We start from the raw sequence: 21766 nt of genomic DNA on the forward strand, positions 1-21766 counted from the left end.
CACCCCTACGAGGTCTTGTCCGCAATGCCCAAGAGCCCCCGGCCTCGCGCCCGCTTCTCCTTTTCTCCCACCGTGCGCGCACTGCTGCTGGCCGTTGCCACTTGCGGCGCAACCCTCCCCGCACTGGCGGCGATCGAGCACGAAGACGTCGACCGCCTCATGCAGGCCGGCAAGCTCGACGAGGCGATGGCCAAGGCCGACGCATTCCTGAAGGACAAGCCCCGCGATCCGCAGATGCGCTTTCTGAAGGGCGTGATCCAGTTGGACACCGGCAAGCGCGCCGAGGCCATCGCCGCCTTCACCCAGCTCACGCTGGATGCGCCCGAGCTGCCCGAGCCGTACAACAACCTCGCGGTGATCTACGCGAGCCAGAACCAGTTCGACAAGGCCCGCAGCGCCCTGGAGAGCGCCATTCGCACCAACCCCAGCTACGCCACCGCCCAGGAGAACCTGGGCGACGTGTACGCGCGGCTCGCGAGCCAGGCCTACAGCAAGGCGCTGCAGCTGGACCAGAACAACACCGCGGTGCAGCCCAAGCTGGCCGTGATCCGCACGCTCTTCACGCCGACGCCGGGCGCCAAGCCGACGACCGCCTTGGTGGCGGCGGCGCCCGAGGCTGCACGGCCCGTGCCGGCGCCTGCCGCGAAGGCGCCCGCCCCGGCACCTGCGGCCGCACCCGCACCGGCCCCTGCTCCCGCCAAGGTGGCAGCAGCGCCCGCCGCCGCCGCGGCGCCCGTGCCTGCTCCGGCCCCTGCCCCCGCCAAGGTGGCGGCAGCGCCGGCAGCCAAGGCACCTGAAGCCGCTCCGACGCCGGCACCTGCTGCCGCACCGGCCTCCGCAGCCGAAGTCGAAAGCGCGGTGCGCGGCTGGGCTTCCGCCTGGGCCGGTCAGGACATGGACCGCTACCTCGCCGCCTACGGCCCCGACTTCGCACCCGGCGGCGGCCAGAGCCGCAAGTCCTGGGAAGAAGAACGGCGCGCCCGCATCGTCGGCAAGTCGAGCATCAGCGTGAACATCGAGAACCTCGTGATCAAGGTCGACGGACAGAACGCCACGGCAAAATTCCGCCAGATCTACCGCGCGGACAACCTCAACATCTCGAGCCGGAAGACGCTGGACATGCAGCGCTCGGGCAATCAATGGCACATTCGCAAGGAAAGCGTCGGCGGCTAGTGGCAGACATCGTCCGGCACGGCCGGCTACAGAATCCTCCGTTCCCGCGCCGCGGGAACCTGCTCGCAGCGCTGATGACCGCATCGGCGCTGATGCTGGCGGCACCCGGCGCCGCCTTCGCGTCGAACAAGACGGGCAGCGCAAAGACCAGCAGCAGCGCCAAGGCCGGCAAGAGCAGCACCGGCAGCCGTGCTTCCGCCAGGGAAGCCCGGGGCGGCGCCGGCAAGTCGCTCCAGGCCAAGGGCAAGAGAGCCGCACTGGCAGAGACCCGGACCGCATCCGCAGCCAAACCCGCCCGCAAGCCCGCACCCGCCGGGTCCATCCAGGAAGCCAGCAGCGCCGAAGCCCGCCTGATCTCCGTCTACGAAATGTTCGGCCGCGGCCAGGCCCGCCCCGCGCTGGCCAAGGCGCGCGACCTGGTGCGGGACTATCCCAACTTCCAGCTCGCGCAGCTCGTCTACGGCGACCTGCTCGCGGCACAGCTGCCGCCCACGAATTCGCTGCCCGACACGGCCGGCATCGCCAAGATGCGCGGCAACCCGGCCATGGCCGAACTGCACGAGGAATCGCGCCGCCGCCTGCAGGCCCTGCGCGAGCGGCCGCCGGCGGGCACCGTGCCCTCGCAGTTCCTGTCGCTCTCGACCCGGAGCCGCTACGCCATCGCGGTCGATGCCTCGCGCTCGCGCCTGTACCTGCTGGAGAACTCCGACAAGGGGCTGAAGCTGGTGGCCGACTACTACATCTCGGTCGGCAAGTCGGGCACCGACAAGCTCACCGAGGGCGATGCGCGCACCCCGCTGGGGGTGTACTACATCACCAGCAGTCTCGACCCGAAATCGCTGAAGGACTTCTACGGCGCGGGCGCCCTGCCCATCAACTACCCGAACCCCTACGACGTGCGGCGCGGCCGGACCGGCGGCGGCATCTGGCTGCACGGCACCCCGCCCCAGCAGTTCGCCCGGGCGCCGCTCGCGAGCGATGGCTGCGTGGTCATGGCCAACCCCGACCTGAAGCAGCTGCTGCGCAAGGTGCAGATCGGCGCCACGCCGGTGGTCACCGCCCGCAGCCTGCAATGGATTTCGCCGCCGCAGGCCGAAAAAGAAGCCCAGGCATTTACCAATGCAATTACCGCCTGGAAAGATACACGGGCCAGCGGAAATGAAGCGCAATTAAAGAAATTCTATTTACCGGATTTCCAGCGCAGCAATAGAAAAACGACCGAAGGTATTTCGGTTCACGACGAAGTGGAATATGCGCAAGGCAAGCGCGTCCAGTTCAAGGACATGTCGTATCTGCACTGGCGTGACAGTGACGACACGATGGTTGCCACCTTCGGAGAAGTCTTCGAAGGCGAAAAGAGCGGGCGCACCCGGCGCCAGTACTGGCTGCGCCAAGGCAGCGAGTGGAAGCTCTTTCACGAAGAAATCCTGGGCTGAACTCCCTGCCTAAGCCCTGACGGCGACGGGGGCACACCCCCAATCTGTGATTTTTTGCGCACCCAAAGTGCCTATTTTGGGTGTTACAACTCGCCTTCCGAGACCCCGTGCTACGTAACACGTAACGCGTTTGTTCCCGTAACACCCCCCTTCCGCGCGTTCCCGGCACCGTAACGTTCCCTCCCATCTTCATGGGAGTTTCGATGCGGTTTACAGAGGGAAAAATACGTCTCTCGATTGTTAACCAACCTGACCAGGATCGTTCTGGCCTGGGTGGCAGGAGGCTGGCCGCCATCCTGCTATGTACTTCTCCAATATCACACGAAGGACCTCACTCCCCCGGGTTTGTCTTGTTGATACACGGAGTTACGCTGTATAACATCCACCTTGCCAGTCGTTGTTCAACTCTCCTCAAGGGGTAAATCATGCTTAGTTCTATTACTCGTTTTCTGCGCGATGAAGAAGGTGCTACCGCAATTGAATATGGAATTATTGCGGGGCTTATTTCTGTCGCGATCGTGGCAATTCTTCCCGGCCTGGGCGACAAGCTTGCCGTTATCTTCACGAAGATTTCGACGGCTCTCACATCGGCCGGCACTGCGACTCCCGCTCCTGGCGGCGGCAGCTAAAAGCCACCCGGCAATCAATGACTTTGCAATCGACTTGCTTTCTTTGGTTGCTCATCGTGGCCGCCTATGACTTCCGACAACGCCGCGTCCCGAATTGGCTTGTGCTTGCAGGTGCCGTCCTGGCACTCGCAGCACTTGCATTGGGGACGGGGCCGCTCGGACAGGATTGGACGGATGCCCTCCTCGGGGCGGTTGCCGGCTTCGGCTTCCTTCTCGTTTTCTATGTTTTCAAGCTCATGGGAGCAGGCGACGTGAAGTTCGCCGGCGCTCTCGGACTGTGGGTCGGCCTGTGGGCGCTGCTGCCGATCTGGGTGATCGGCAGTCTCCTCGCCGGCCTTCATGCCGTCCTTTGGCTCATTCTTCAGCGCTGGCCCTTTTCGTATCGGCTGTCGCTCATGTTGTCCGGGCGACCGTCGCCTTCCGATGGCGAGATCCCACCGTCGACCCGGCAGCGCTTCATTCCTTACGCGGCCTATCTCGCTCTGGCCGCCATCGTGTGGATGGTCTGGGGCCGACAGAGCGGGTAGTCGCCCCGCCGCCGCGAGCTGTTCATTGATGGCTCTTTGATTGCCACCCCTTCTTTGATACGCCGCCCATGATCAATCTCACCAAAATCATCGCCGCCATCCTTGTCCTGCTGGCCATCGCGCTGGGCGGATACGCATGGATGCTCAGCCGGCAGGCACCGCCTCCCGTCGTGGCGACGACCACGCAGGATCCCACCCGGGTGAAAAGCCAGGAGGCTGCCACCTATCCCGTGGTGGTGGCCACAAAGGCGCTACCGGCCGGGCAAGTGATACCCGCGGACGCGTTGCGCGTCGAACGGCTGACCATCAACCCGGCGGGCGCATTCCAGGATGTGGTGGTCGCCACGGGCCGGGTCCCGGTCCTCGATCTCGGGGTCGGCACGCCGTTGCTCGAAGGCCAGATGGTGTCGGGACTCGCGTTGCGGGTCGCCGAGGGCGAGCGCGCGGTGGCGATCAAGGCCGACGAGGTGATGGGCGTCGGCAGCAAGGTCCAGCCCGGCGATTTCGTCGATGTGTTCATCATGCTCAAGTCCGACGGCAAGGATGTCGATCGCAGCCAGGCCCGCCTGCTTCTTTCGCGCAAGCGCGTGCTGGCTTTCGGCACGGCTTCGGTCGACGGCCTGGCATCGAAGACCGCGGACAAACAACAGCAGCCCCAGCGCGTCGAGGCACCCCGGACCGTGGTTCTCGCGGTCCCCGTGGACGACATCAATCGCCTGACGCTCGGCGAATCCAGTGGCCGATTGCTGCTCGCCTTGCGCAATCCGGCAGACACGCAGGAACCCGATCCCAAGCTCTTTGCCGAATTGCCGACCGCATTGCAGCCCGTACGACTCAAGCCGGGCGAACCGCCTCGGGGTCCGCTTGAAGGTCTGGATCGCGCGCAAGCCGGGCTGACGACCAACGACCTCGTCACGGGTGGCCAGGCGGGTGCGCGACCGCCCGCGGCGAGTGTCCGGCTTGTCGGCACCAGCAGTCGGCCAAGCACCGCAGGACGCGCAGGCCTGCAGGTGGAGGTCATTCGCGGCGAGAAAAGCGAAACCCTGCAGTACTGATCCCGACAGCCAAGCATCACCGTCCAAGAAAGAAGACACATGCCGTACCCGCACTGCGCGAAGCCGACCACCGCCCCTCATGACCGATCGGCGACGGGCATCCGACTGCTTCGGCTGCCGCTGCTGGCCTTGTGCCTCTCGGCTCCCGGCATCTGGCCGATTGCTTCCGTCGCCGCCGATGCAGTGACACCAAAGCGCCAGCCCCAGATTCCGCTGATCGTGGGTGCCGGCACCCAACAGGAGCTGCTGATCGACAAGGGCATTGACCGCATGGCCATTGCCGACGAAGCCGTGGCCGGCGTTTCCATCACGCGCAAGACCTCGGGCACCCCGGCGGCGCGATTGATCATCACGGGCAAGACCGCCGGGCGAACCACGCTCATGATCTGGGAGAAAGGTCAGCCAGCGGCAACAACCTATCTGGTGGAAGTCAGGCGGCGCACCTCGACCATGAGCGGAACGCTGGCCACCATGCCCGAGCACCAGGAGGCCCGCGAAACCGCGCTGGCAAGCGCTCCCGACAAGTCGGCGCTGATCGACCGTTCGATAGTGAACGTGCGCAGCAATACCGTGCAGGTCGAGGTGAAGGTGGTGGAGTTCAATCGCAGCGTGCTCAAGCAGGCGGGCCTCAACATCTTCAGCACCCGTGCCAACTCCAACGGATTCAGCTTTGGCGTGTTCACTCCGTCGGGCTTGCGGTCCGCCTCCTTTGGATCCGACGGTTCGATCAGCGGCGAATACAACAATCCGCTGGCGCAGGCTTTCAGCCTGCTGTTCAACTTCGGCAAGGCCGGCATTGGACTGAACGTCGGCTTTCTCGAAGGCAACGGCATGGCGCGCGTTCTTGCGGAGCCTACCCTTGTCGCCATGTCCGGACAGAGCGCCAGCTTCCTGTCCGGTGGCGAATTGCCTGTGCCCGCACCCCAGGGCCTGGGTACCACCAGCATCGAATACAAGCCTTTCGGCATCGGCCTCACGCTGACGCCCACCGTTCTCTCGAACGATCGCATCGTGCTGAAAGTGGCGCCCGAAGCCAGCGACCTCGACTACACGAATTCACTGAGCATCAACGGTGTCGCGGTTCCGGCCATCACGACACGGCGCGCCGACACGACGGTGGAACTCGGTGACGGTGAGAGCTTCATCATCGGCGGGCTCGTGAGCCGCACCACGACTTCCAATGCGGACAAGGTGCCGCTGCTCGGCGACCTGCCAGTGCTCGGATCCTTCTTCAAGCAGAACAAGTACCAGATGAGCGAGAAGGAACTGGTGATCCTCGTGACGCCGCATCTGGTCAAGCCGATCGCACGCGGCACGGATCTCTCGCCGTACATGCCCGGCAGCGCCGAGCAGCGCGACGGCGCGGTGTGGCGCTCTTACTTCCTGGGCGGTGCCGCCGATACGGCCGTTCCAGGCTTCTCCCGCTGATGAAAACCTGGCAACTCAGGCACCGTTGCACAGAACCATGAACGCTCCACGCGACAGCATTCCGGAAATGGGCGCAGAGACTTATCTCTTTGCGTCCAGCGATGGCGGCCACGTCACCTGGTTGACCGATGCGCTGGGGCGCCTGGGCTCCGTGGTGGTGCTGGAGCCCGACACCAAGTCGGTCGACGAGCGCATCTCGCTCCTCGGCCCCGTGGCGGTGTTCATCGACTTCTCACCCGAACAAGGCCCAGCAGCCACGCAACTGCATCGGCGCCTCAAACGCGACTGGCCTGCATTGCCCGTACTTGCCACGGGCATGTCGACCGAACCTGCGGCCATGTTGGCGGCACTGCGCGCAGGTGTAGACGACTTCATCGACATGTCGGCACCCTCGACCGAAGCCGTCAGCACGCTGCGCATCCTGCTCGAACGGCGTAGTACCCTGCAAGCCGGAGCACGCGGCTGCACCCTCGCCCTGCTCGGCGCGCGCGCGGGCCTTGGCACGACCACGCTGGCAACCAGCCTCGCCCTGACCCTGACCGATCTTCTGGCACAGCCTCCCGTGCACACGCCGGGACGTGCCGCGCGCCAGGGCGTCGCGCTCCTCGACCTGGGACTCCCCGCGCGCGACGGTCTTCTGTACCTGGACACGCAGAGCGGCTTCAGCTTCGTCGACGGTGTGCGCAATCTGCGCCGGCTCGATCAAACGCTGCTGCACACCGCATTGGCCCATCACAGCAGCGGTGTCGCCGTGCTTCCTCTGCCCGCAAGCCTCACGCAGGTGCGCGAGATCTCGCATGCCGATTCGGTGGGGCTCATCAAGCGCCTGGCCGACTTCTTCGATTTCCAGATTGCCGACTTCGGCGGCTTCTCGACCGTCGATTTCATGGCCCAGACCGTGCGCGAAGCCCATCCCACCTGGGTGGTCTGCGACCAGAGCATCGGCGCCATCGTGTCCACCGCCAATCTGCTCAAGGAGTTGCGTGCTCGTGGCATCGAAACCGAAAACCTCTCGCTGGTGGTCAACAAGTTCGACAGCCATGTAGGCCTCTCCGCGAAGGACATCGCCGAGCGCCTCGAACTGCCACTTCGCCACGTGCTGCCTGCACGCAGTGCACCGCTTCTGGCCGCCGCGAGCCGTGGCGAGATGCTGGTGCGCACCGCGCGCAACGACCCCTATTCGCAAGCCGTTTCGGTCCTGGCCCGCGGCCTGCACCAGGAATTCATATCTCCAACGGGCCAATCGTCGGCCAAAGATTCTCGCTGGGGCGCGCTGATATCGCGCTTCCGGAAGAGCCCAAGTGAAGGTTGAGCCCATGTCCACCGATATCGAATTTGCCGACGACGACCAGGCGTTCATCAACTCGCAGCAGTTCCAGGACATCAAGAGCTGGACGCACGATCACCTGTTGAACCGCATCGAGGAACTGGGTGCCGAATTCGGCCGTTGGTCGCGCGCATCGATCCAGCAGTTCGTGGAGCTTGAGGTTGACAGTTTCGTGCGCCTGCGCCGCGTGCCGATCAACGACCGCGAGATGCAGCTCATCTCCGATGCGCTGACCAAGGAACTCGCCGGCTTCGGGCCACTGGAGGATCTGCTCAACGATCCCGCAGTGGAAGACATCCTGATCAACGGACACACGAATGTCTATGTGTCGCGAAACGGCATCCTGGAACGCGAGACCCTGCGCTTCACCGACACCGAACATGTGATGCGCATCGTGCGCCGCATCCTCGCGCCGCTCGGTCGCCGGCTCGACGAAGCCAATCCGATGGTCGACGCGCGGCTGCCCGACGGCGGACGGATCAACGTGATCATCGAACCGCTCGCGATCGACGGCCTGTCGGTGTCAATACGGAAGTTTCGCAAGGAGCCGCTCACGCCAGCGGACCTGGTCAAGCTCGGAACGTTCGACGCGGGCATGGCGCAACTCCTGGAGATCGCGGTGCGGGCGCGCTGCAACATTCTCGTGAGCGGCGGCACCAGTTCGGGAAAGACCTCGCTGCTCAACGCGTTGGCAAGCTTCATTCCCTCGAGAGAACGCGTCATCACCATCGAGGACACAGCCGAACTTTCGTTGAGCACCAGCCACGTGGTCAGACTCGAAAGCCGGCCCGGCGGCTTCGACGGCGCGGGCGTGGTATCCATTCGCGACTTGCTGCGCAACAGCTTGCGCATGCGCCCCGACCGCATCATCGTTGGCGAGGTGCGCGGCGCCGAAGTCATCGAGATGATGCAGGCGATGAACACCGGCCACGAGGGCTCGATGGGCACCATTCACGCAAGCTCGCCGCGCGAATGCCTCTACCGGCTCGAGATGCTCGCGGGTTTTGCGGGCTATCAGGGCAGCGAAACCAGTTTGCGCAGGCAGATCGCCAACGCCATCGATTTCATCGTACAGATCGGACGGCTCTCCGGCGGCCAGAGACGCATCATCTCGCTCAGCGAAGTGACGGGCGTGAACGACAACGTGGTCGCCATGCAGGAGTTGTACCGTTATGAGCCGATCACCACCCCCGATGGCGAGGAGCGCGACCGCTGGGTGTCTCTCGGCATTGCACCGCACTCCCCGAAGATCACGCGCTTTCGCCAGTCCATGACGCGAGCGCAGAACGGAGATTCCCGTGCGTGAAGCCCTGCTCATAGTGACCGGCATCGCGCTGCTGATGGCAGCCGTGGGGCTGCTGCTATGGCAATGGGCCAGATCCCGTCAGAGTAGGCAAGCCGTCGAACGGCACCTGGCCCAGCGCATCCAAGCCGAAGAAAAGGCGCCTTTGCCGATCCCTCTGCGCGAGGCTTCGTCCAGCGATCTCACGAGCGCGCTGACGCCCGATCCGTGGCTGGAGACCGGCACGGGGCTCCCGCCGGAGCCGCAAAAGAGCCACTTCGAAACACTCCTGCCGAGTTGGTTGCATGGCGTGATTCAGACACGCACCGCCGTGCTCGCGGTTGTGGCCATCGCGGTGCTGTCGCTGCTTGCGGGAGTGTTCCTGGGGTGGATCGCCGCGGGCGGCGTGCTGCTCGTGCTCGTGTTGGCATCGTGCTTCGCGCTCTGGCTGCGCGTGCAGAAGTTTCGTCGCCAGTTGATCAGCCAGCTCCCGGCCTACATCGACTCGATGGTGCGGTTGATCACCATCGGCAATTCCACCCAGGCGGCCTTCCAACTGGCGATCGCAAACTGCCAAGCACCGCTACGCGGCTATCTGGAGAGAGCGGCGAGTCTGGTGCGCGCCGGAGTGGATCTGGATCGCGCCCTGCATCAGACGGCCGCCAGCGTACGCATCGAAGAAATGTTCCTGCTCGCCTCGATCCTCGGACTGGGTGTGCGGTACGGCGGAAGAGCCGATCTGCTGCTGGAGCGCGTCGCCAATTTCATGCGGGACCGGGAGCAGGCCGAGCACGAGTTGATCGCACTGTCTTCGGAAACACGTCTCTCGGCCTGGATCCTGGGACTGCTCCCCGTGGGCGTGGGAACCTTCATCATCCTGTCGAGCCCCGCCTACTTTCTCGGGATGTGGAACGACGGCATGGGTCGCATGCTGATCTTCTCCGCACTGGGACTCCAGCTGCTCGGTGCAGTGTTGCTTTACCGGTTGGCGAGACTGGCATGACGCTCACATCCACCCAACTGGCAATCATCAGCCTCGCGCTGCTGGCACTCGGCCTGGTCATTGCAGCCGGTGCGCTCGTCGCAACCGAATTGCGGCGCGCGCGCAGCGGTCAGGCGATCGGCCGCGCCCTGCGTCGTGACGTGGCGTCCCAGCCCGAAACGACGACTGCAGCCGAAATCGCGGGTGATCGAGCAGACATCGAGCTTCCCTTTCATTGGCTCAACACGCGACTCGGCCGCGCGTTGGTCGCCGATGAGGACAGGCAACTCATCGACCAGTGCGGCTTCTCATCGCGACGGGCGCAGCTTATCTTCCTGGTCACGCGCATCGCCCTGGCGCTGCTGCTTCCGTTCCTTGCCTATGTTTTCTGGAGCGCAGGACATACGCAGAGAGCCGTCGTCATCGTATTGACAGCGGCGTTCGTGCTCGGGTTCATGGCGCCCAAATGGTTGCTGGGTCGCTGCGCCGCCGCGCGGCGCGAACGGGTCGCACAGGAACTCCCTCTCTTCATCGATTTGCTGAGACTTCTTCAGGGCGTCGGACTGAGCCTGGACCAGAGCCTGCAGATCATGGCGACGGATTTTTCGCATGTGCTTCGCGTGCTCGGCTACGAACTGACCTTCGCCAATCGCCAGTACAGCCAGGGCCGCACGCGCGAACACTCATTGCAGCGCCTCGCGACGCTGCACAAGAACGAAAACCTGGTTGGACTGGTTTCCCTGCTCGTTCAGGTCGATCGCCATGGCGGCGCAATCCAGGAGCCGCTGCGCATCTTCGGCGATCGGCTGCGTGAACATCGCCGCTCCGAAATGAAGGAGCGGATCGGGAAGATCACCGTCAAGATGACCGGCATCATGGTGACGACCCTGCTACCCGCGCTGATCATCGTGACGGCGGGTCCGGGCTTTATTGCAATCTTCCGTTCACTGGGAGTCGTCACCAAATGAACACTCGCAAGATTCAAGCGCATCCTCGATGCATGCCCGGCAAGAACAAAGGGGCGGCACCTGTTGCCTGCTTTACCATCGCCATGCTTTCGCTGGCCCTCGCAGGCTGCGCCGGCATGAAAGACCAGTACGCCGCCAGCGCCGACGCACAACAGCGGCAAGCCGCCGAGGCCGCCGCCGACACGAGGGCCGGTGCCAATGTCGACACGCAGGCAACTTATCTGCGGCTCGTCGAGCAGATGCAGCAGGAGGGCCTGTGGTTCGCCTCGCTCGCGCACATCGACGCGTTGGAGCAACGCTGGGGCGTGACGCCCGAGTCCACGCGAATGCGCGGCGACGCGCTGCGACAAACCGGCCAGGCTGCGCTGAGCGAAGCCGCCTATAAGCGTCTGATGGGAACGCCTCTCGAGGCCGCAGGATTTCGCGGTCTCGGCCTCCTCGCGGGCAGCCGCGGCAACTACCCCGAGGCCGTCCAGATGCTCAAGCAAGCACAGCGTCGCACACCCACCGATTCATCGGTGCTCAGCGACCTGGGCTATGCCAGCATGCGTGCCGGACTCATGAGCGAGGCACGCCTGCCGCTGATGCAGGCATTGCAACTCAAGCCTGACAGCCAGCAGGCACAAGCCAACCTCGCAATGTTCCTGGAACTAGATGGCCAGACTGCGCAGGCCAACTCGCTGATGGAAGCTTCGCGGATGTCGGCGACCGCGCGCTCGGGCGTCCGAGAAGCGGTACGGCAATTGCGCTCGGGCCAGCCCTCGCCGTCTTCTACGACGCCCGTCGCCCAGGGTCAGCCGTTGCCCCCGCAGAGTCCCAGTACCGCGCTGCGCAATGACGACATCGCGAACACGCCGATCGCCCTCAAGGCATCGCGCTGGTCCGGCGTCGGCGGCGCTCGATCCGCCAACCCGCTGAATCCGTCAGTCGCAGACTCCACGGTCCCGCTGTCATCCAGTCCATCCTCTCAAGGTATGCAATGAAGCAAACGTCCACACGCCGCACCGCGGCCCTCGAGCTCACTCTGTTTCTTGCGCTGCTCGCCACAGGCTCGGTTGCAGTGGCACAGGAGACAGTGGCGAAACCCGCTTCGCCCGATGCGCGCAGCGGCACGAACGAAGTGCGTGCGGAAGCACCGAAGAAGCCGGCGGATGCGCCAGGCGCGACGCCGTTGCCCACAGACCCAACGGCCGGCGACATGGCTCAGGCCGAAGCCGAGGCCGACTACGTGTACGAAGTGGAGACCGAGCCCCTACAGGTGGGCGACGCGACGCAAGGGCTGCTTGCCTGGCAGCGCAGCGGAGAGATCGCATCGCCGACACCACGTCCGATCGCCGGCAGCGTGGCGAACCGGAGCTATGAGCGCTACCTGAAGAGCTTCGAATTTCCGATCCCCGAACGCATGAGCTCGATCGTGAAGACGACAAGCGACGGCGGCAGCGGGAAATAGCGCAACCCCAACGCCATCTTCAATCGGTCCTGCCATGAAAAAACACCGCACACCTGCTTCGACACATGCCCAACGCGGCGTGTACGCGATCGAGTTTGCGTTTGTCTTTCTGATGGCATTCACGCTGCTCTACGCCGTCATTTGCTACGGCCTGTTGCTCACGCTGCGCATGGGCCTGCAAAACGCGGCGGAGGATGGCGCGCGCGCTGCCCTGCGATACCAGCTGAGCCTGGACAGGAGAGGGACGGAAGCGGTCGACGTTGCAGAACTGCGCACCAATTGGCTGCCTGACACCCTGAAGCAGAGCCGCAGCGTCATAGCGACCGTGTGCACGGTTGAAGGGTCCAACTGCACGGCGCCCGCATGTGGCATGGAATGGGGCAACCGCTGCCAGATGGTCGTGACCGTGACGGTCGGCAACATGCGGCAGGTGCTTCCACCATTGCCCAGCTTCGCCATACCGGACCAGATAGCGGGCAAGGCCAGCATGCTGCTCGACGGGAGGTCACTGTGAAAACTGATCGCCCTGCACGATGCCTCCCCTTCGCGTCCCGCCGGCAACGCGGCGTTGCTGCGATCGAGTTCGCGCTGATCTTCAGCGTGCTGTTCATGGGCATCTACGGCATCGCCGCATTCGGGGGTGTTCTCTACGTCCAGCAGGCGATCTCGCGATCGGCGGAGGACGGTGCAAGGGTCGTCTATTTTTCCAATGGAACGGCGACTTCCGACGACTTGAAGCTGCGCATCCAGACGGCGGTCTACCAATCGCTCGCAGCGTCCATGATCGCCCCGGGCAACGCACCGGCCATGAAGGAAGTCTGGCTGCGCACGCACATGGCCGAAACGCCGCCTGAAGTGATTCTTTCGGATCCCCGGCAGGTCGAAGTGAAGGTGACCTACCCGTACCGCGACAACCCTCTCGTGCCGCCCCTCCCGCTCATAGGCAACTGGGTACCTGAAATCCTGTTTGGCAAGGCAATAGCCGCCAGACCTTTGTCATAGGGCCAACAATGCATCACTCCATTCGAAGCACGGCCCGACGGCAAGCCGGATCGGTGCTGGTCAATGCGACCATCGCCCTGAGCCTCCTGGTGATCGTGCTCGTGGGCACCGAACTCGGCTACCTGTTCTTCATGAAGCGCGAGTACCAGAAAACGGCGGATCTCGCCGCGCTGGCAGGCGCCCAGCAGCTGACCCCCTCGGGACCGACGACCAGTTGCCAGTTGGCCAGGGACACGGCCGCGGCCAATGCGCAGCAGAACCTCGCCAGCACCACCATCCAGTCCGAATGCGGCAACTGGGCTCCTGCAAACAGTTCGGAAACCGCTCCGGCATGCTTTGGCACCGTCTCCGATCATTTCAGGACAACCTTGCCGGAGATCAACGCGGTGCGCGTCCGGATTGCCCAGGCTCCCCCGACATTGCTGCCGTTCTTCCCGGGCACGCGCACGATCTGCGTGCAGGCGGTGGCGGCACTCGATGATCCAGTTGCCGCATTCACCGTAGGCTCCCGGCTCCTGCGCCTGGAAGACAACACGATTCTTCCCAACCTCCTGAAGGCAGTGGGCGTCGATCTCAGCGCGACGGATCTGCTCAGCTACAAGGGGCTGGCCAACACGAGCATCACGCCGTCCGGTCTGCTCAAGGCACTGGGTGTTCCCATCAGCGGGGACATCGATGTCGGAACGATCAATCAGTTGGCCGCCGTCAAGGACCTGACGCTTGGAGGATTGATCGACGCATCGATCACGGCGTTGCAGAACCAGGGCGGCGTGCTCGGCGCATCGGTCACGATATTGCAGGATCTGCGTGCACGGCTGACCGTGGCGGCGTTGCAGACGAAGGTCCAACTCTTCGGCAATGACACCACGCCCGGCATCCTCGTGGGACTCGACTCCACGGGCAATGCGGCACTCAACGCAAAGGTCGACCTGCTGAGTCTGGTCACGGCGGGCGTGTCCGTTGCGAATGGCCAGAATCTGGTCGCCATCAACGACCTGGGGGTCGGAATCCTTGGCGTGCAGGCAAAGGCAAGCATCGTCGAGCCGCCATCCATCGGCATCGGGGGCGTCGGCACCAAGGCTAAGACTGCACAGATCCGTGTCTACCTGCGGATCAATTCGTCCCAATCCATCTTGGGTCCGGTCCTCGCCATTCTGGGGACCGGACTGGACGTTCCATTGATCATCGAACTCGCGCAGTCGACCGGCGTGCTCACGAACATCAATTGCCAGGCTCCGCGGCACAACGCAACGATCGAAGTCAGTTCCTCGCAAGCGAATATTTGCGTCGGCAGGTTCCACGACATGACGGCAATCAATGACAGCAATGCCGCGCATTTTTTCACGAACAACAACCGTTGCTCGCCAAACAGCACCGGCGTCATTCCAGATACGGACGACGGCGTGAGACGGCATGCGCTGCTGACCCTGCTTGGTCTTCCGCTGACCGTGCGCGTGGGCCTTCCGTTGCTCGCGTCGCAGACGCCAGTTGCGACCAACCCTCCCCTCAACGTCCCCTCTACACCACCAGATGGAACGTCGATGGCGACCATCAATGCAACGACGATCGACCTGGCGCAATCGATCAGCAACATCGTCGATGCGATCGCAGCCGGCATCCTGGGTGATCTTCTGGGGCAAGGCGTCAATTCGGGTACGGCATCGCCAGCTGCCCTGGCGAGCGCGCTGGTCGGCACGGGGAATGGCGGGAAGGGGAAATCGATCAGCCAGGTCGGAAGTGACCTGCGCAACTCCAAAGCGGCCATTGATCAATTGAATGCCAGACTGACAAATGGAGGTCTCCTTGGCTTGCTTGGTGGCGTGCTGCAGGGCGTCGGAAATTTGCTGAATGGGCTGCTGCTCGATCCGTTGGCAGACGTTGGTTGCGAAGCCGCTGGTCTGTTTGGCGGCGCCAGTGCAGTTCGGCAGTGCCGTGTCAACCACGTCGCCAATGTCACGCTCGCCGGCGGCAGCAACCTGCTGAACAGCCTCCTGTTGACGGTGATCGACACCCTCAAGCCCGTGCTCGATCTGCTGAGCGACGTCATCGCCAAGCTGCTGGCAGCACTGGGCCTGTCCCTGGGTCAAACCGATGTTTCCTTGTTGTCCGTCGACTGCGGAGTTGCGAAGCTGGTGAACTGAACGTGCCTCTGTTTTCCCCCATGTGTGATTCGACCGATCAATGACCGCCTCCAACTTCGACGAACTCGACCTCTTTGTCTGGGAAGGCAAAGCCGACATCCTTGACCGCATCGCGCGGTGCATGGCGAGCTTCGACGTGGAAGTCACCCGGGCCGACGGGCTGCCGCCTCCGCAGCAGGAACGCGGCGTCGCGATGCGGCCTGCCGTCGCGATCATCAGCGTCACGGTCATCGACAGCGGCGGCCTCGCGCACGCCACCGAATTCCTCCAGGGCATGCCGGTGATCTGGGTCGCCGCGGGTTCGCGCGAGCGCGATTCGCGCACCTATCCGCCCGAGTACCTGCACGTGCTGCCCTACGACTTCACCTGCGCCGAGCTGCGCACGCTGGTCGCGAAGCTGGTGCGGCAGTTGCGGGCGCGCGAGATCGCGCCGCAGCCGCCCGATGTGCTGGTGGCGCATTCCGAAGCGATGAAGGCGCTGCTCGCCGAAGTGGGCGCCTTTGCCGACTGCAACCATCCGGTGCTGGTGCGCGGCGAAACCGGCGTGGGCAAGGAGCGCATTGCGCAGCAGCTGCACCTCGGGCACCAGTCGTACAGCAAGGGCGCGTTCGTGGCGGTGAACTGCGGCGCGATTCCCGACGGGCTTTTCGAATCGCTGTTCTTCGGCCACACCAAGGGCTCGTTCACCGGCGCCGTGCATGCGCACCGCGGCTACTTCGAGCAGGCCACCGGCGGCACGCTGTTCCTCGACGAAATCGGCGACCTGCCGCGCTATCAACAAGTCAAGCTGCTGCGCGTGCTGGAAGACGGCGCGGTCACGCGGCTGGGGGCCACGTCGCCGATCCGGGTCGACTTCCGGCTCGTGGCGGCGACCAACCGCAACCTGCGCGAGATGGTGGCGAGCGGCGAGTTTCGCGCCGATCTCTTCTACCGGCTCGCGGTGATCGAGCTGCATGTGCCGAGCCTCGAAGAGCGCGGCGAGGTCGACAAGATCGCGATCTTCAAGGCGCTGCTGGGCAATGTGCTCGGCGACGAACTCGAGACGCTGGGCGAAACGCCGCACTGGCTCAGCGATGCGGTGGCCGAAACGTACTTCCCCGGCAATGTGCGGCAGCTGCGCAACCTCGCGGAGCGCGTGGGCGTGATCGCGCGGCAGTTGCGCGGCTGGGACCAGAACCTGATCCAGCGCGCCATCGCGTTGACGCGCGGCACGCCGGCGCCGGCAATCTCCGCCGACAGGAACGGCGGGGGCGGAAGTGGTGGTGGTGTCGCGCTCGACAGCAACGGCGACCGCAAGGGCTGGAACAGCAGCGAGCGCAACCGGATCATCGCGGCGCTGGAGGTCAACGACTGGAAGCGCCAGGACACCGCGCAGCACCTGGGCATCAGCCGCAAGGTGCTGTGGGAGAAGATGCGCAAGTACCAGATCCTGGACGGCGAACCAGGCATCCCAGAAGATACCTAGGCTCGCCCCCAGGCTACGCGCACTTCGTGTCGCTTCTCCTACCCCCTACCGGGGGCAACACCTGAGGCCCGGCGAAGCCGGTTCCTCGGTGTTTCCCGAACGTACGGGGCTTTGCTTCGCTCGCCCCTATTTTTCAGCGGAGCGTTAGGCGCGGCGTGCGGCGCAACGGCGGATTCGACAACGCGGCGCTCGGCGAGCGTTCGACGATCGGCTCGTTCGGGCAGGCTGAATTGCTCGAGATGCACAGCTGCGAGAGCAGACCATCCTCGGTGATCACCGAGCGGTTCGGCGGGCCGAAGATGCGGTCGATCCAGTTGTTGGTGCCGTCGGGGTCGATGCGCAGCTCGCCGGTGGTGCGCGCGAGACGCAGCTCGGAAATGCGCAGGTCGAAAACGCCATCGACGTAGTCGAACAGGAGCGTGTAGTAGTCCAGCTGTGCATCGAGCACCTTGGGCAGGGTCTCGCGGCCGAACTCCATCAGGCGGCGGCGGCCGCGGAAGGCCTGGCCCGAGGTGCTGACGGCTTCCATCAACTGCTTCTCGCGCTCGCGTCCCGACACGGTGCGAGCCCACGACGCCGAGGTGAGCTCGAACAGGTTGTTCCTCACGCCTTCGAGCTTGGCTTCCTGGTTGGCGACTTCGGCGAGCGCGCCCTTCAGACGCAATTGCCGGTCGAAGCCGTTGCCGAAGTTCCAGTTGAGTTCGAAGGCGGCGCGCGTGGGGTCCTGCGGCGACACGCCGCGCGGGTCCTTGCTCTTCACGACCACGGCGTCGAGCGTCGGATAGAGGCTCGATTCCTGCTGCTCGACCAGCGCCCTCGCGCGCTCGATGCGGCCTTGCGCTTCGGCGATCTCGGTGCTGCGGCTCTCGGCGCGGCGCAGCGCCTCTTCCTGCGAGCCGATGCGCCACTGCGCGGGCGCCGCGAGCACGGGCAGCGATTCGGTGTTGGGCGAGAACTTGAAGTAGTTGCGGAATTTCGCGAGCGCCTCGTCGCGCTGGGCTTCGAAGTCGGATTCGCGCGCGGCCACGAGCGCGCGGCGCGAGGCGGCCATGTTGAGGTCGTTGTCGCCGGACACGCCCAGCGCGACGCGGCGGGCTTCCGCCTTCGAGAGTTCCGCCACCACCTCGGTGGCGCGGTGCGCGATCTGTTTCTTCAGGTCGAAGCGCTGCACCTGGAGGTAGGCGGTGAGCGCGTCCAGCACGACCTTCTGCGAGGTGGTGATGACGGCCTCGTCGTCGGCCTTGTTGCCGGCCTCGGCGGCGCGCTGCGCGGCGCTCATCGCGCCGCCGTCGATCAGGCTCACGCGCGCTTCGGCGGTGAGCACGGTGTAGCTCTGGGTCTTGGCGTTGTCCGCGCCGCTGTTGTAGTTGCCCGACGAGGTGCCGATCTTGAAGCGCGGGTAGCGCGCCTGCCTGGCGGCATCGACGCTGTAGCTGCTGGTGTTGGCGGCGGCCTGGGCCGTCTGCACTTCGGGGTATTCCTGCGAGAGCGCGATCAGCGCCTGCTTCACGCGCTGGGCGTAGCTCGCGGCACCGATGGAGGGCGTCGACAGCCGGCGCGACAACGAGAGCGCTGGCGGCGGGCCGTCCTGTGCGCCTGCGTCCTGCGCGAAGGCAGCTTGCGGCGGCAGCGCGAAGCTCGCGCACAGTGCTGCGCACAGCACACCGGTGCCCGTGCGGCGCCGGCTTGTGGCTTTGCGCTCCTTCATGGTTCGCGGAAGGCTTCGCGCCGCAACTTGAGCACTGGACGAAGGATGTACCAGATGAACGGATCGGTGCCGACGCGCAGGTCGACTTCGGACTCCATGCCGGCGGTGATGCGGTTTTCCGTACGACCCACATGCGACTGCGACATGCTGATCAGCAGGCGGTAGTACGGCGCGCCTTGGGAGATGGCCGCGTCGCGGTCGGCATCGGCGGCCACCAGCATCACCTTGCCTTCGACGGCGCCGTAGCGCAGGTAGTCGTAGGCGGTGATCTTCACGCGCGCCGACTGGCCGATCTCCACGAAGCCGCGGTCGTTCGGGTTGAGCCGCGCCTCGACCATGATCTCGTCCTTGTCGGGCACCACTTCGAGGATGGATTCGCCGGGCTTCACCACCCAGCCCGGGCTGGAGTTGCGCAGGCCCTTGACGATGCCGTCCGAAGGCGCCTTCACCACGGTGCGCGAACGCTGCGTGCGGGCGCGCGCGAGGTCTTCGCTCAGGCTCGCGAACTGGCGCTCGACGGTGGCCAGTTCGTCGGAGGCGCGGCGGCGAAAGCGCCCTTCGGCCTCGGCCATCTTGGCTTGCGATTCGGTAATGGCGGCGTTGGCGGAAATCACGCCCTGGCGCGCCACCGCGAGTTCGCTGCGCACGCCTTCGGCCTGGCGGCGTTTCTCCAGCACCTCGACCTGGCCGACCAGTTTTTCGCTGAGCAGCTGCTCGGAGATCTCGAGCTCCTTCTGCATCAGCTCGAGCCGGTCGCTCAGGCCCTTCACCTTGGCCTGCTGCTCCAGTTGCTTGCTGCGCGCCTGCTCCAGGCCCGAGACCGCGCCGGCCATCACGCCGCGCTGTTCGAGGGCGCGCGCCTGGTAAGCGCCCAGCTCGCCTTCGAACACGCTCTCGTCGATGTCGGTGGCAAAGGACTGGCGGCTGAGCGGCTGGCCGCGGCTCTCGGCCATGAGGCGCACGCGCGTGGCCTGGGTGGCCGCGTAGCGGGCGGTGAGTTCCTCGAAATTCAGGCCGCTGCCGCCCAGGTCGATCTCGACCAGCGACTGGCCTTGCTTGACCGTTTCGCCCTCTTTCACCAGCACGGCGCTGACGATGCCGCCTTCCAGATGCTGGATGGACTTGACGCGGTCCGAGGGGATCACGCGGCCCGGCGCGACGACCACGGTTTCCATCGGAAAGCCCAAGCCGATCAAGGCGAGCACGGCGATCGCGCCGCCGATGATCCATTGGCGCCGCCGCCCTTGCGGCGAGGTCTGCGCCGCGCGCTTGGTATCTTCATCCTGAAGAATCTGCGGCAGGTCTGATTTCAAGTTCACGGTCCCCAATCACTCGTCATGAGTCAAGCAGGCAGCATCACGCCATGGAGCGGGAAGCCGGAGCCCCCGCGTTGTCTTCGTCGCCCACCGCCACCAGCGGCTTCTTCACGCCGAAGAGCTTGGGCACCATGACCGCGGCGGTGCCCACTTCGATGTCGCCCTGCCCCGTCACGTGGTAGACCGCCGAGGCGGCCGAGACGATGCGCAGCGAGTGCGTGACCACCACCACGGTGCGCACCTTGGCCACCGCCAGCAGCGTGGCGAGCAGGTTGCGCTCGCTTTGAAAGTCCAGGTCGTTGCTGGGCTCGTCGAGCACCAGCACCGAGGGCTTGCGCAGGAAGCTCATGGCCAGCGCGAGCTTGCGGCGTTCGCCCACCGAGACGCCGGTGCCGCCCTCGCCGACCATGGTGCGGTAGCCGTCGGGCAGCCGCGAGATGAAGTCGTGCGCGCCCGAGAGCTTGCAGGCCGAGACGATCTGCTCGTCGCTCTGGCCGGGCGCGGCGCGGCGCATGGTGTCGATCAGCGTGCCGCCGAACCAGTAGACCTCTTGCGAGAGGTAGCTGATCCAGCGCGAGAGCTCTTCGCGGCCGAACTGCGACAGGTCGTACTCGCCGATGCTGATGATCCCGCGCGTGGGCGTGTAGAGGCCCGAGAGCAGCTTCACCAGCGTCGACTTGCCCGCGCCGTTGCGCCCGACGATCACATGCAGGCCGCCGGGGCCGATGTCCAGGTCGACGCTTTCGAGCACCGGCTGCTGCGCGGTCTCGGTGAAGCTGAAGCTCACGTCCTTGAGCGTGATGCGGCCGAGCGGTTGCGGCAGCGTCATGCCCGTGGGCGGCTTCTCGACCGGCTCGCCCAGCACGGTTTCCAGGCGCTTGGCGGCTTCCTTCGCGGTGGCCAGCGAACGCCAGTTCGACACCAGCCCGGCCACCGGCTGCAGCGCCTTGAGCGCCAGCATGTTGGAGGCCACGAGGCCGCCCACCGTCATCCACTGCTCCATCACCGAGATCGCGCCCACCGTCACCACGACGACCGAGAAAACCGTGAGCAGCACCGTGGTGCCGTCGCGCGCGGTTTCGATCTGGCCGTTCTTGCTGAAGCTCTCGGTGAGCCAGGCGTTGTAGGTCTGGCGCCACATGTCGCTGATGGGGCCGTCGTTGGCCTGCGTCTTGAGCGTTTCGCGCGCGTTGCAGATCTCCGAGGTCATGCGGTCCAGGCCGCGTCCGCGCTGCACTTCCTCGACGCGGCCGGCGCGCACTTCGTCGGCCCACCACCAGGCCAGGAACGACATGATCGCGAGAAACGCGGCCACCACCGGCAGCACCGGCAGCGCGACGATGCCGATCACCACGAGCGCGAAGACAGCCATCGGCAGGTCGAAGATCGATTGCGCGAGACCGCCGGTGACGGTGCCGCGCACCGAACCCACGTCGCGGAAGTACTGCTGCCACACCGAGGCCGGCCGCGCTTCGAGCGCGCGCAGCGGGCGCGCGAGCATCGATTGCAGCAAGGCACCCGAGACGCCGTGGTCGATGATCGCGCCCGCGTTGCGCAGCATGCGCGAGCGCCGCGTGCGCAGCCAGAACTCGATGCACAGGAAGAAGAGGATGCCGCTCACCAGCGCGGCGAGCGTGGAGGTGCCGCTGCGCGAGAGCACGCGGTCATACACCTGCAAGAGAAAGATGGAAGGCAGCAGCCCGAACAGGCTGATGGGCAGCGAGCGCCATGCCGCACTCTTCACAAGCGGGTAGGCCGCGCGGAACGCCGTGTTCAGGGCCTTTGCATAAGGACTGGCACCCGGCTCGTCCGGCGTTTCGGCAACCAGTTGGCTGGGCAAGAGAAACTTGATCATGAGAAAGGGCCGATCCGTCGTG

Annotated in this window: 19 protein-coding genes; 16 read left to right on the forward strand and 3 right to left on the reverse strand. The window is 65.1% G+C overall.

Annotated features, from left to right (window positions below; all coding sequences use genetic code 11):
• The first annotated feature begins 24 nt into the window (after window positions 1-24).
• The 16 genes from J2W23_RS13160 (at window position 25) to J2W23_RS13235 (ending at window position 16865) form a co-directional block, all read left to right on the forward strand.
• Window positions 25-1173 carry a nuclear transport factor 2 family protein gene (locus tag J2W23_RS13160; protein WP_307649050.1) on the forward strand — a complete coding sequence of 383 codons (1149 nt, stop codon included), beginning with the start codon at window positions 25-27 and terminating at the stop codon, window positions 1171-1173.
• A complete protein-coding gene (locus tag J2W23_RS13165) occupies window positions 1140-2609 on the forward strand; it encodes a L,D-transpeptidase family protein (protein ID WP_373423929.1) in 1470 nt (489 codons plus the stop codon). The genes J2W23_RS13160 and J2W23_RS13165 overlap by 34 nt, the downstream gene beginning before the upstream one ends.
• Before the next feature lie 425 nt (window positions 2610-3034).
• The gene (locus tag J2W23_RS13170) at window positions 3035-3238 is read left to right on the forward strand and encodes a Flp family type IVb pilin (protein WP_307649052.1); all 204 of its coding nucleotides are present in this window, start codon (window positions 3035-3037) and stop codon (window positions 3236-3238) included.
• Between the two features lie 17 nt (window positions 3239-3255).
• Window positions 3256-3765: an A24 family peptidase gene (locus tag J2W23_RS13175; RefSeq protein ID WP_307649053.1), complete on the forward strand. Its 510-nt coding sequence runs from the start codon at window positions 3256-3258 to the stop codon at window positions 3763-3765.
• Between the two features lie 68 nt (window positions 3766-3833).
• Entirely contained in the window at window positions 3834-4820 is a 987-nt protein-coding gene (gene cpaB, locus J2W23_RS13180) for a Flp pilus assembly protein CpaB (protein WP_307649054.1), read from the forward strand.
• 39 nt (window positions 4821-4859) lie between these two features.
• Entirely contained in the window at window positions 4860-6248 is a 1389-nt protein-coding gene (locus tag J2W23_RS13185) for a type II and III secretion system protein family protein (protein ID WP_307649055.1), read from the forward strand.
• 37 nt (window positions 6249-6285) lie between these two features.
• Complete coding sequence (locus J2W23_RS13190) at window positions 6286-7560, forward strand: AAA family ATPase (protein WP_307649056.1); 1275 nt, start codon at window positions 6286-6288, stop codon at window positions 7558-7560.
• 4 nt (window positions 7561-7564) lie between these two features.
• Window positions 7565-8881: a CpaF family protein gene (locus tag J2W23_RS13195; protein WP_307649057.1), complete on the forward strand. Its 1317-nt coding sequence runs from the start codon at window positions 7565-7567 to the stop codon at window positions 8879-8881.
• Entirely contained in the window at window positions 8874-9860 is a 987-nt protein-coding gene (locus tag J2W23_RS13200; RefSeq protein WP_307649058.1) for a type II secretion system F family protein, read from the forward strand. Before J2W23_RS13195 ends, J2W23_RS13200 begins: the two co-directional genes overlap by 8 nt.
• Window positions 9857-10807, forward strand: a complete 951-nt coding sequence (locus J2W23_RS13205; protein WP_307649059.1) for a type II secretion system F family protein — start codon at window positions 9857-9859, stop codon at window positions 10805-10807. Before J2W23_RS13200 ends, J2W23_RS13205 begins: the two co-directional genes overlap by 4 nt.
• Window positions 10804-11790: a hypothetical protein gene (locus J2W23_RS13210; protein ID WP_307649060.1), complete on the forward strand. Its 987-nt coding sequence runs from the start codon at window positions 10804-10806 to the stop codon at window positions 11788-11790. Before J2W23_RS13205 ends, J2W23_RS13210 begins: the two co-directional genes overlap by 4 nt.
• On the forward strand, window positions 11787-12257 hold the full coding sequence (locus tag J2W23_RS13215) for a DUF3613 domain-containing protein (protein ID WP_307649061.1): 471 nt from the start codon (window positions 11787-11789) through the stop codon (window positions 12255-12257). Before J2W23_RS13210 ends, J2W23_RS13215 begins: the two co-directional genes overlap by 4 nt.
• 34 nt (window positions 12258-12291) lie before the next feature.
• Window positions 12292-12771: a TadE/TadG family type IV pilus assembly protein gene (locus tag J2W23_RS13220; protein ID WP_307649062.1), complete on the forward strand. Its 480-nt coding sequence runs from the start codon at window positions 12292-12294 to the stop codon at window positions 12769-12771.
• The gene (locus J2W23_RS13225; RefSeq protein ID WP_307649063.1) at window positions 12768-13259 is read left to right on the forward strand and encodes a TadE/TadG family type IV pilus assembly protein; all 492 of its coding nucleotides are present in this window, start codon (window positions 12768-12770) and stop codon (window positions 13257-13259) included. The genes J2W23_RS13220 and J2W23_RS13225 overlap by 4 nt, the downstream gene beginning before the upstream one ends.
• 8 nt (window positions 13260-13267) lie before the next feature.
• Window positions 13268-15400 carry a TadG family pilus assembly protein gene (locus J2W23_RS13230; protein ID WP_307649064.1) on the forward strand — a complete coding sequence of 711 codons (2133 nt, stop codon included), beginning with the start codon at window positions 13268-13270 and terminating at the stop codon, window positions 15398-15400.
• A 40-nt stretch (window positions 15401-15440) separates the two neighbouring features.
• The gene (locus J2W23_RS13235) at window positions 15441-16865 is read left to right on the forward strand and encodes a sigma 54-interacting transcriptional regulator (RefSeq protein ID WP_307649065.1); all 1425 of its coding nucleotides are present in this window, start codon (window positions 15441-15443) and stop codon (window positions 16863-16865) included.
• A gap of 133 nt (window positions 16866-16998) precedes the next feature.
• On the opposite strand, the gene J2W23_RS13240 is transcribed toward J2W23_RS13235, so the two are convergent.
• The 3 genes from J2W23_RS13240 to J2W23_RS13250 are packed head-to-tail and all read right to left on the reverse strand — an operon-like array spanning window position 16999 to window position 21744.
• On the reverse strand, window positions 16999-18573 hold the full coding sequence (locus tag J2W23_RS13240) for a TolC family protein (RefSeq protein WP_307649066.1): 1575 nt from the start codon (window positions 18571-18573) through the stop codon (window positions 16999-17001).
• A complete protein-coding gene (locus J2W23_RS13245; RefSeq protein WP_307649067.1) occupies window positions 18570-19892 on the reverse strand; it encodes an HlyD family type I secretion periplasmic adaptor subunit in 1323 nt (440 codons plus the stop codon). Before J2W23_RS13245 ends, J2W23_RS13240 begins: the two co-directional genes overlap by 4 nt.
• A gap of 37 nt (window positions 19893-19929) precedes the next feature.
• A complete protein-coding gene (locus J2W23_RS13250; protein WP_176659122.1) occupies window positions 19930-21744 on the reverse strand; it encodes a peptidase domain-containing ABC transporter in 1815 nt (604 codons plus the stop codon).
• Between the last annotated feature and the right edge of the window lie 22 nt (window positions 21745-21766).

Origin of the sequence: Variovorax boronicumulans (assembly GCF_030812215.1) — a bacterium.
Classification (GTDB): domain Bacteria; phylum Pseudomonadota; class Gammaproteobacteria; order Burkholderiales; family Burkholderiaceae_C; genus Variovorax; species Variovorax boronicumulans_C.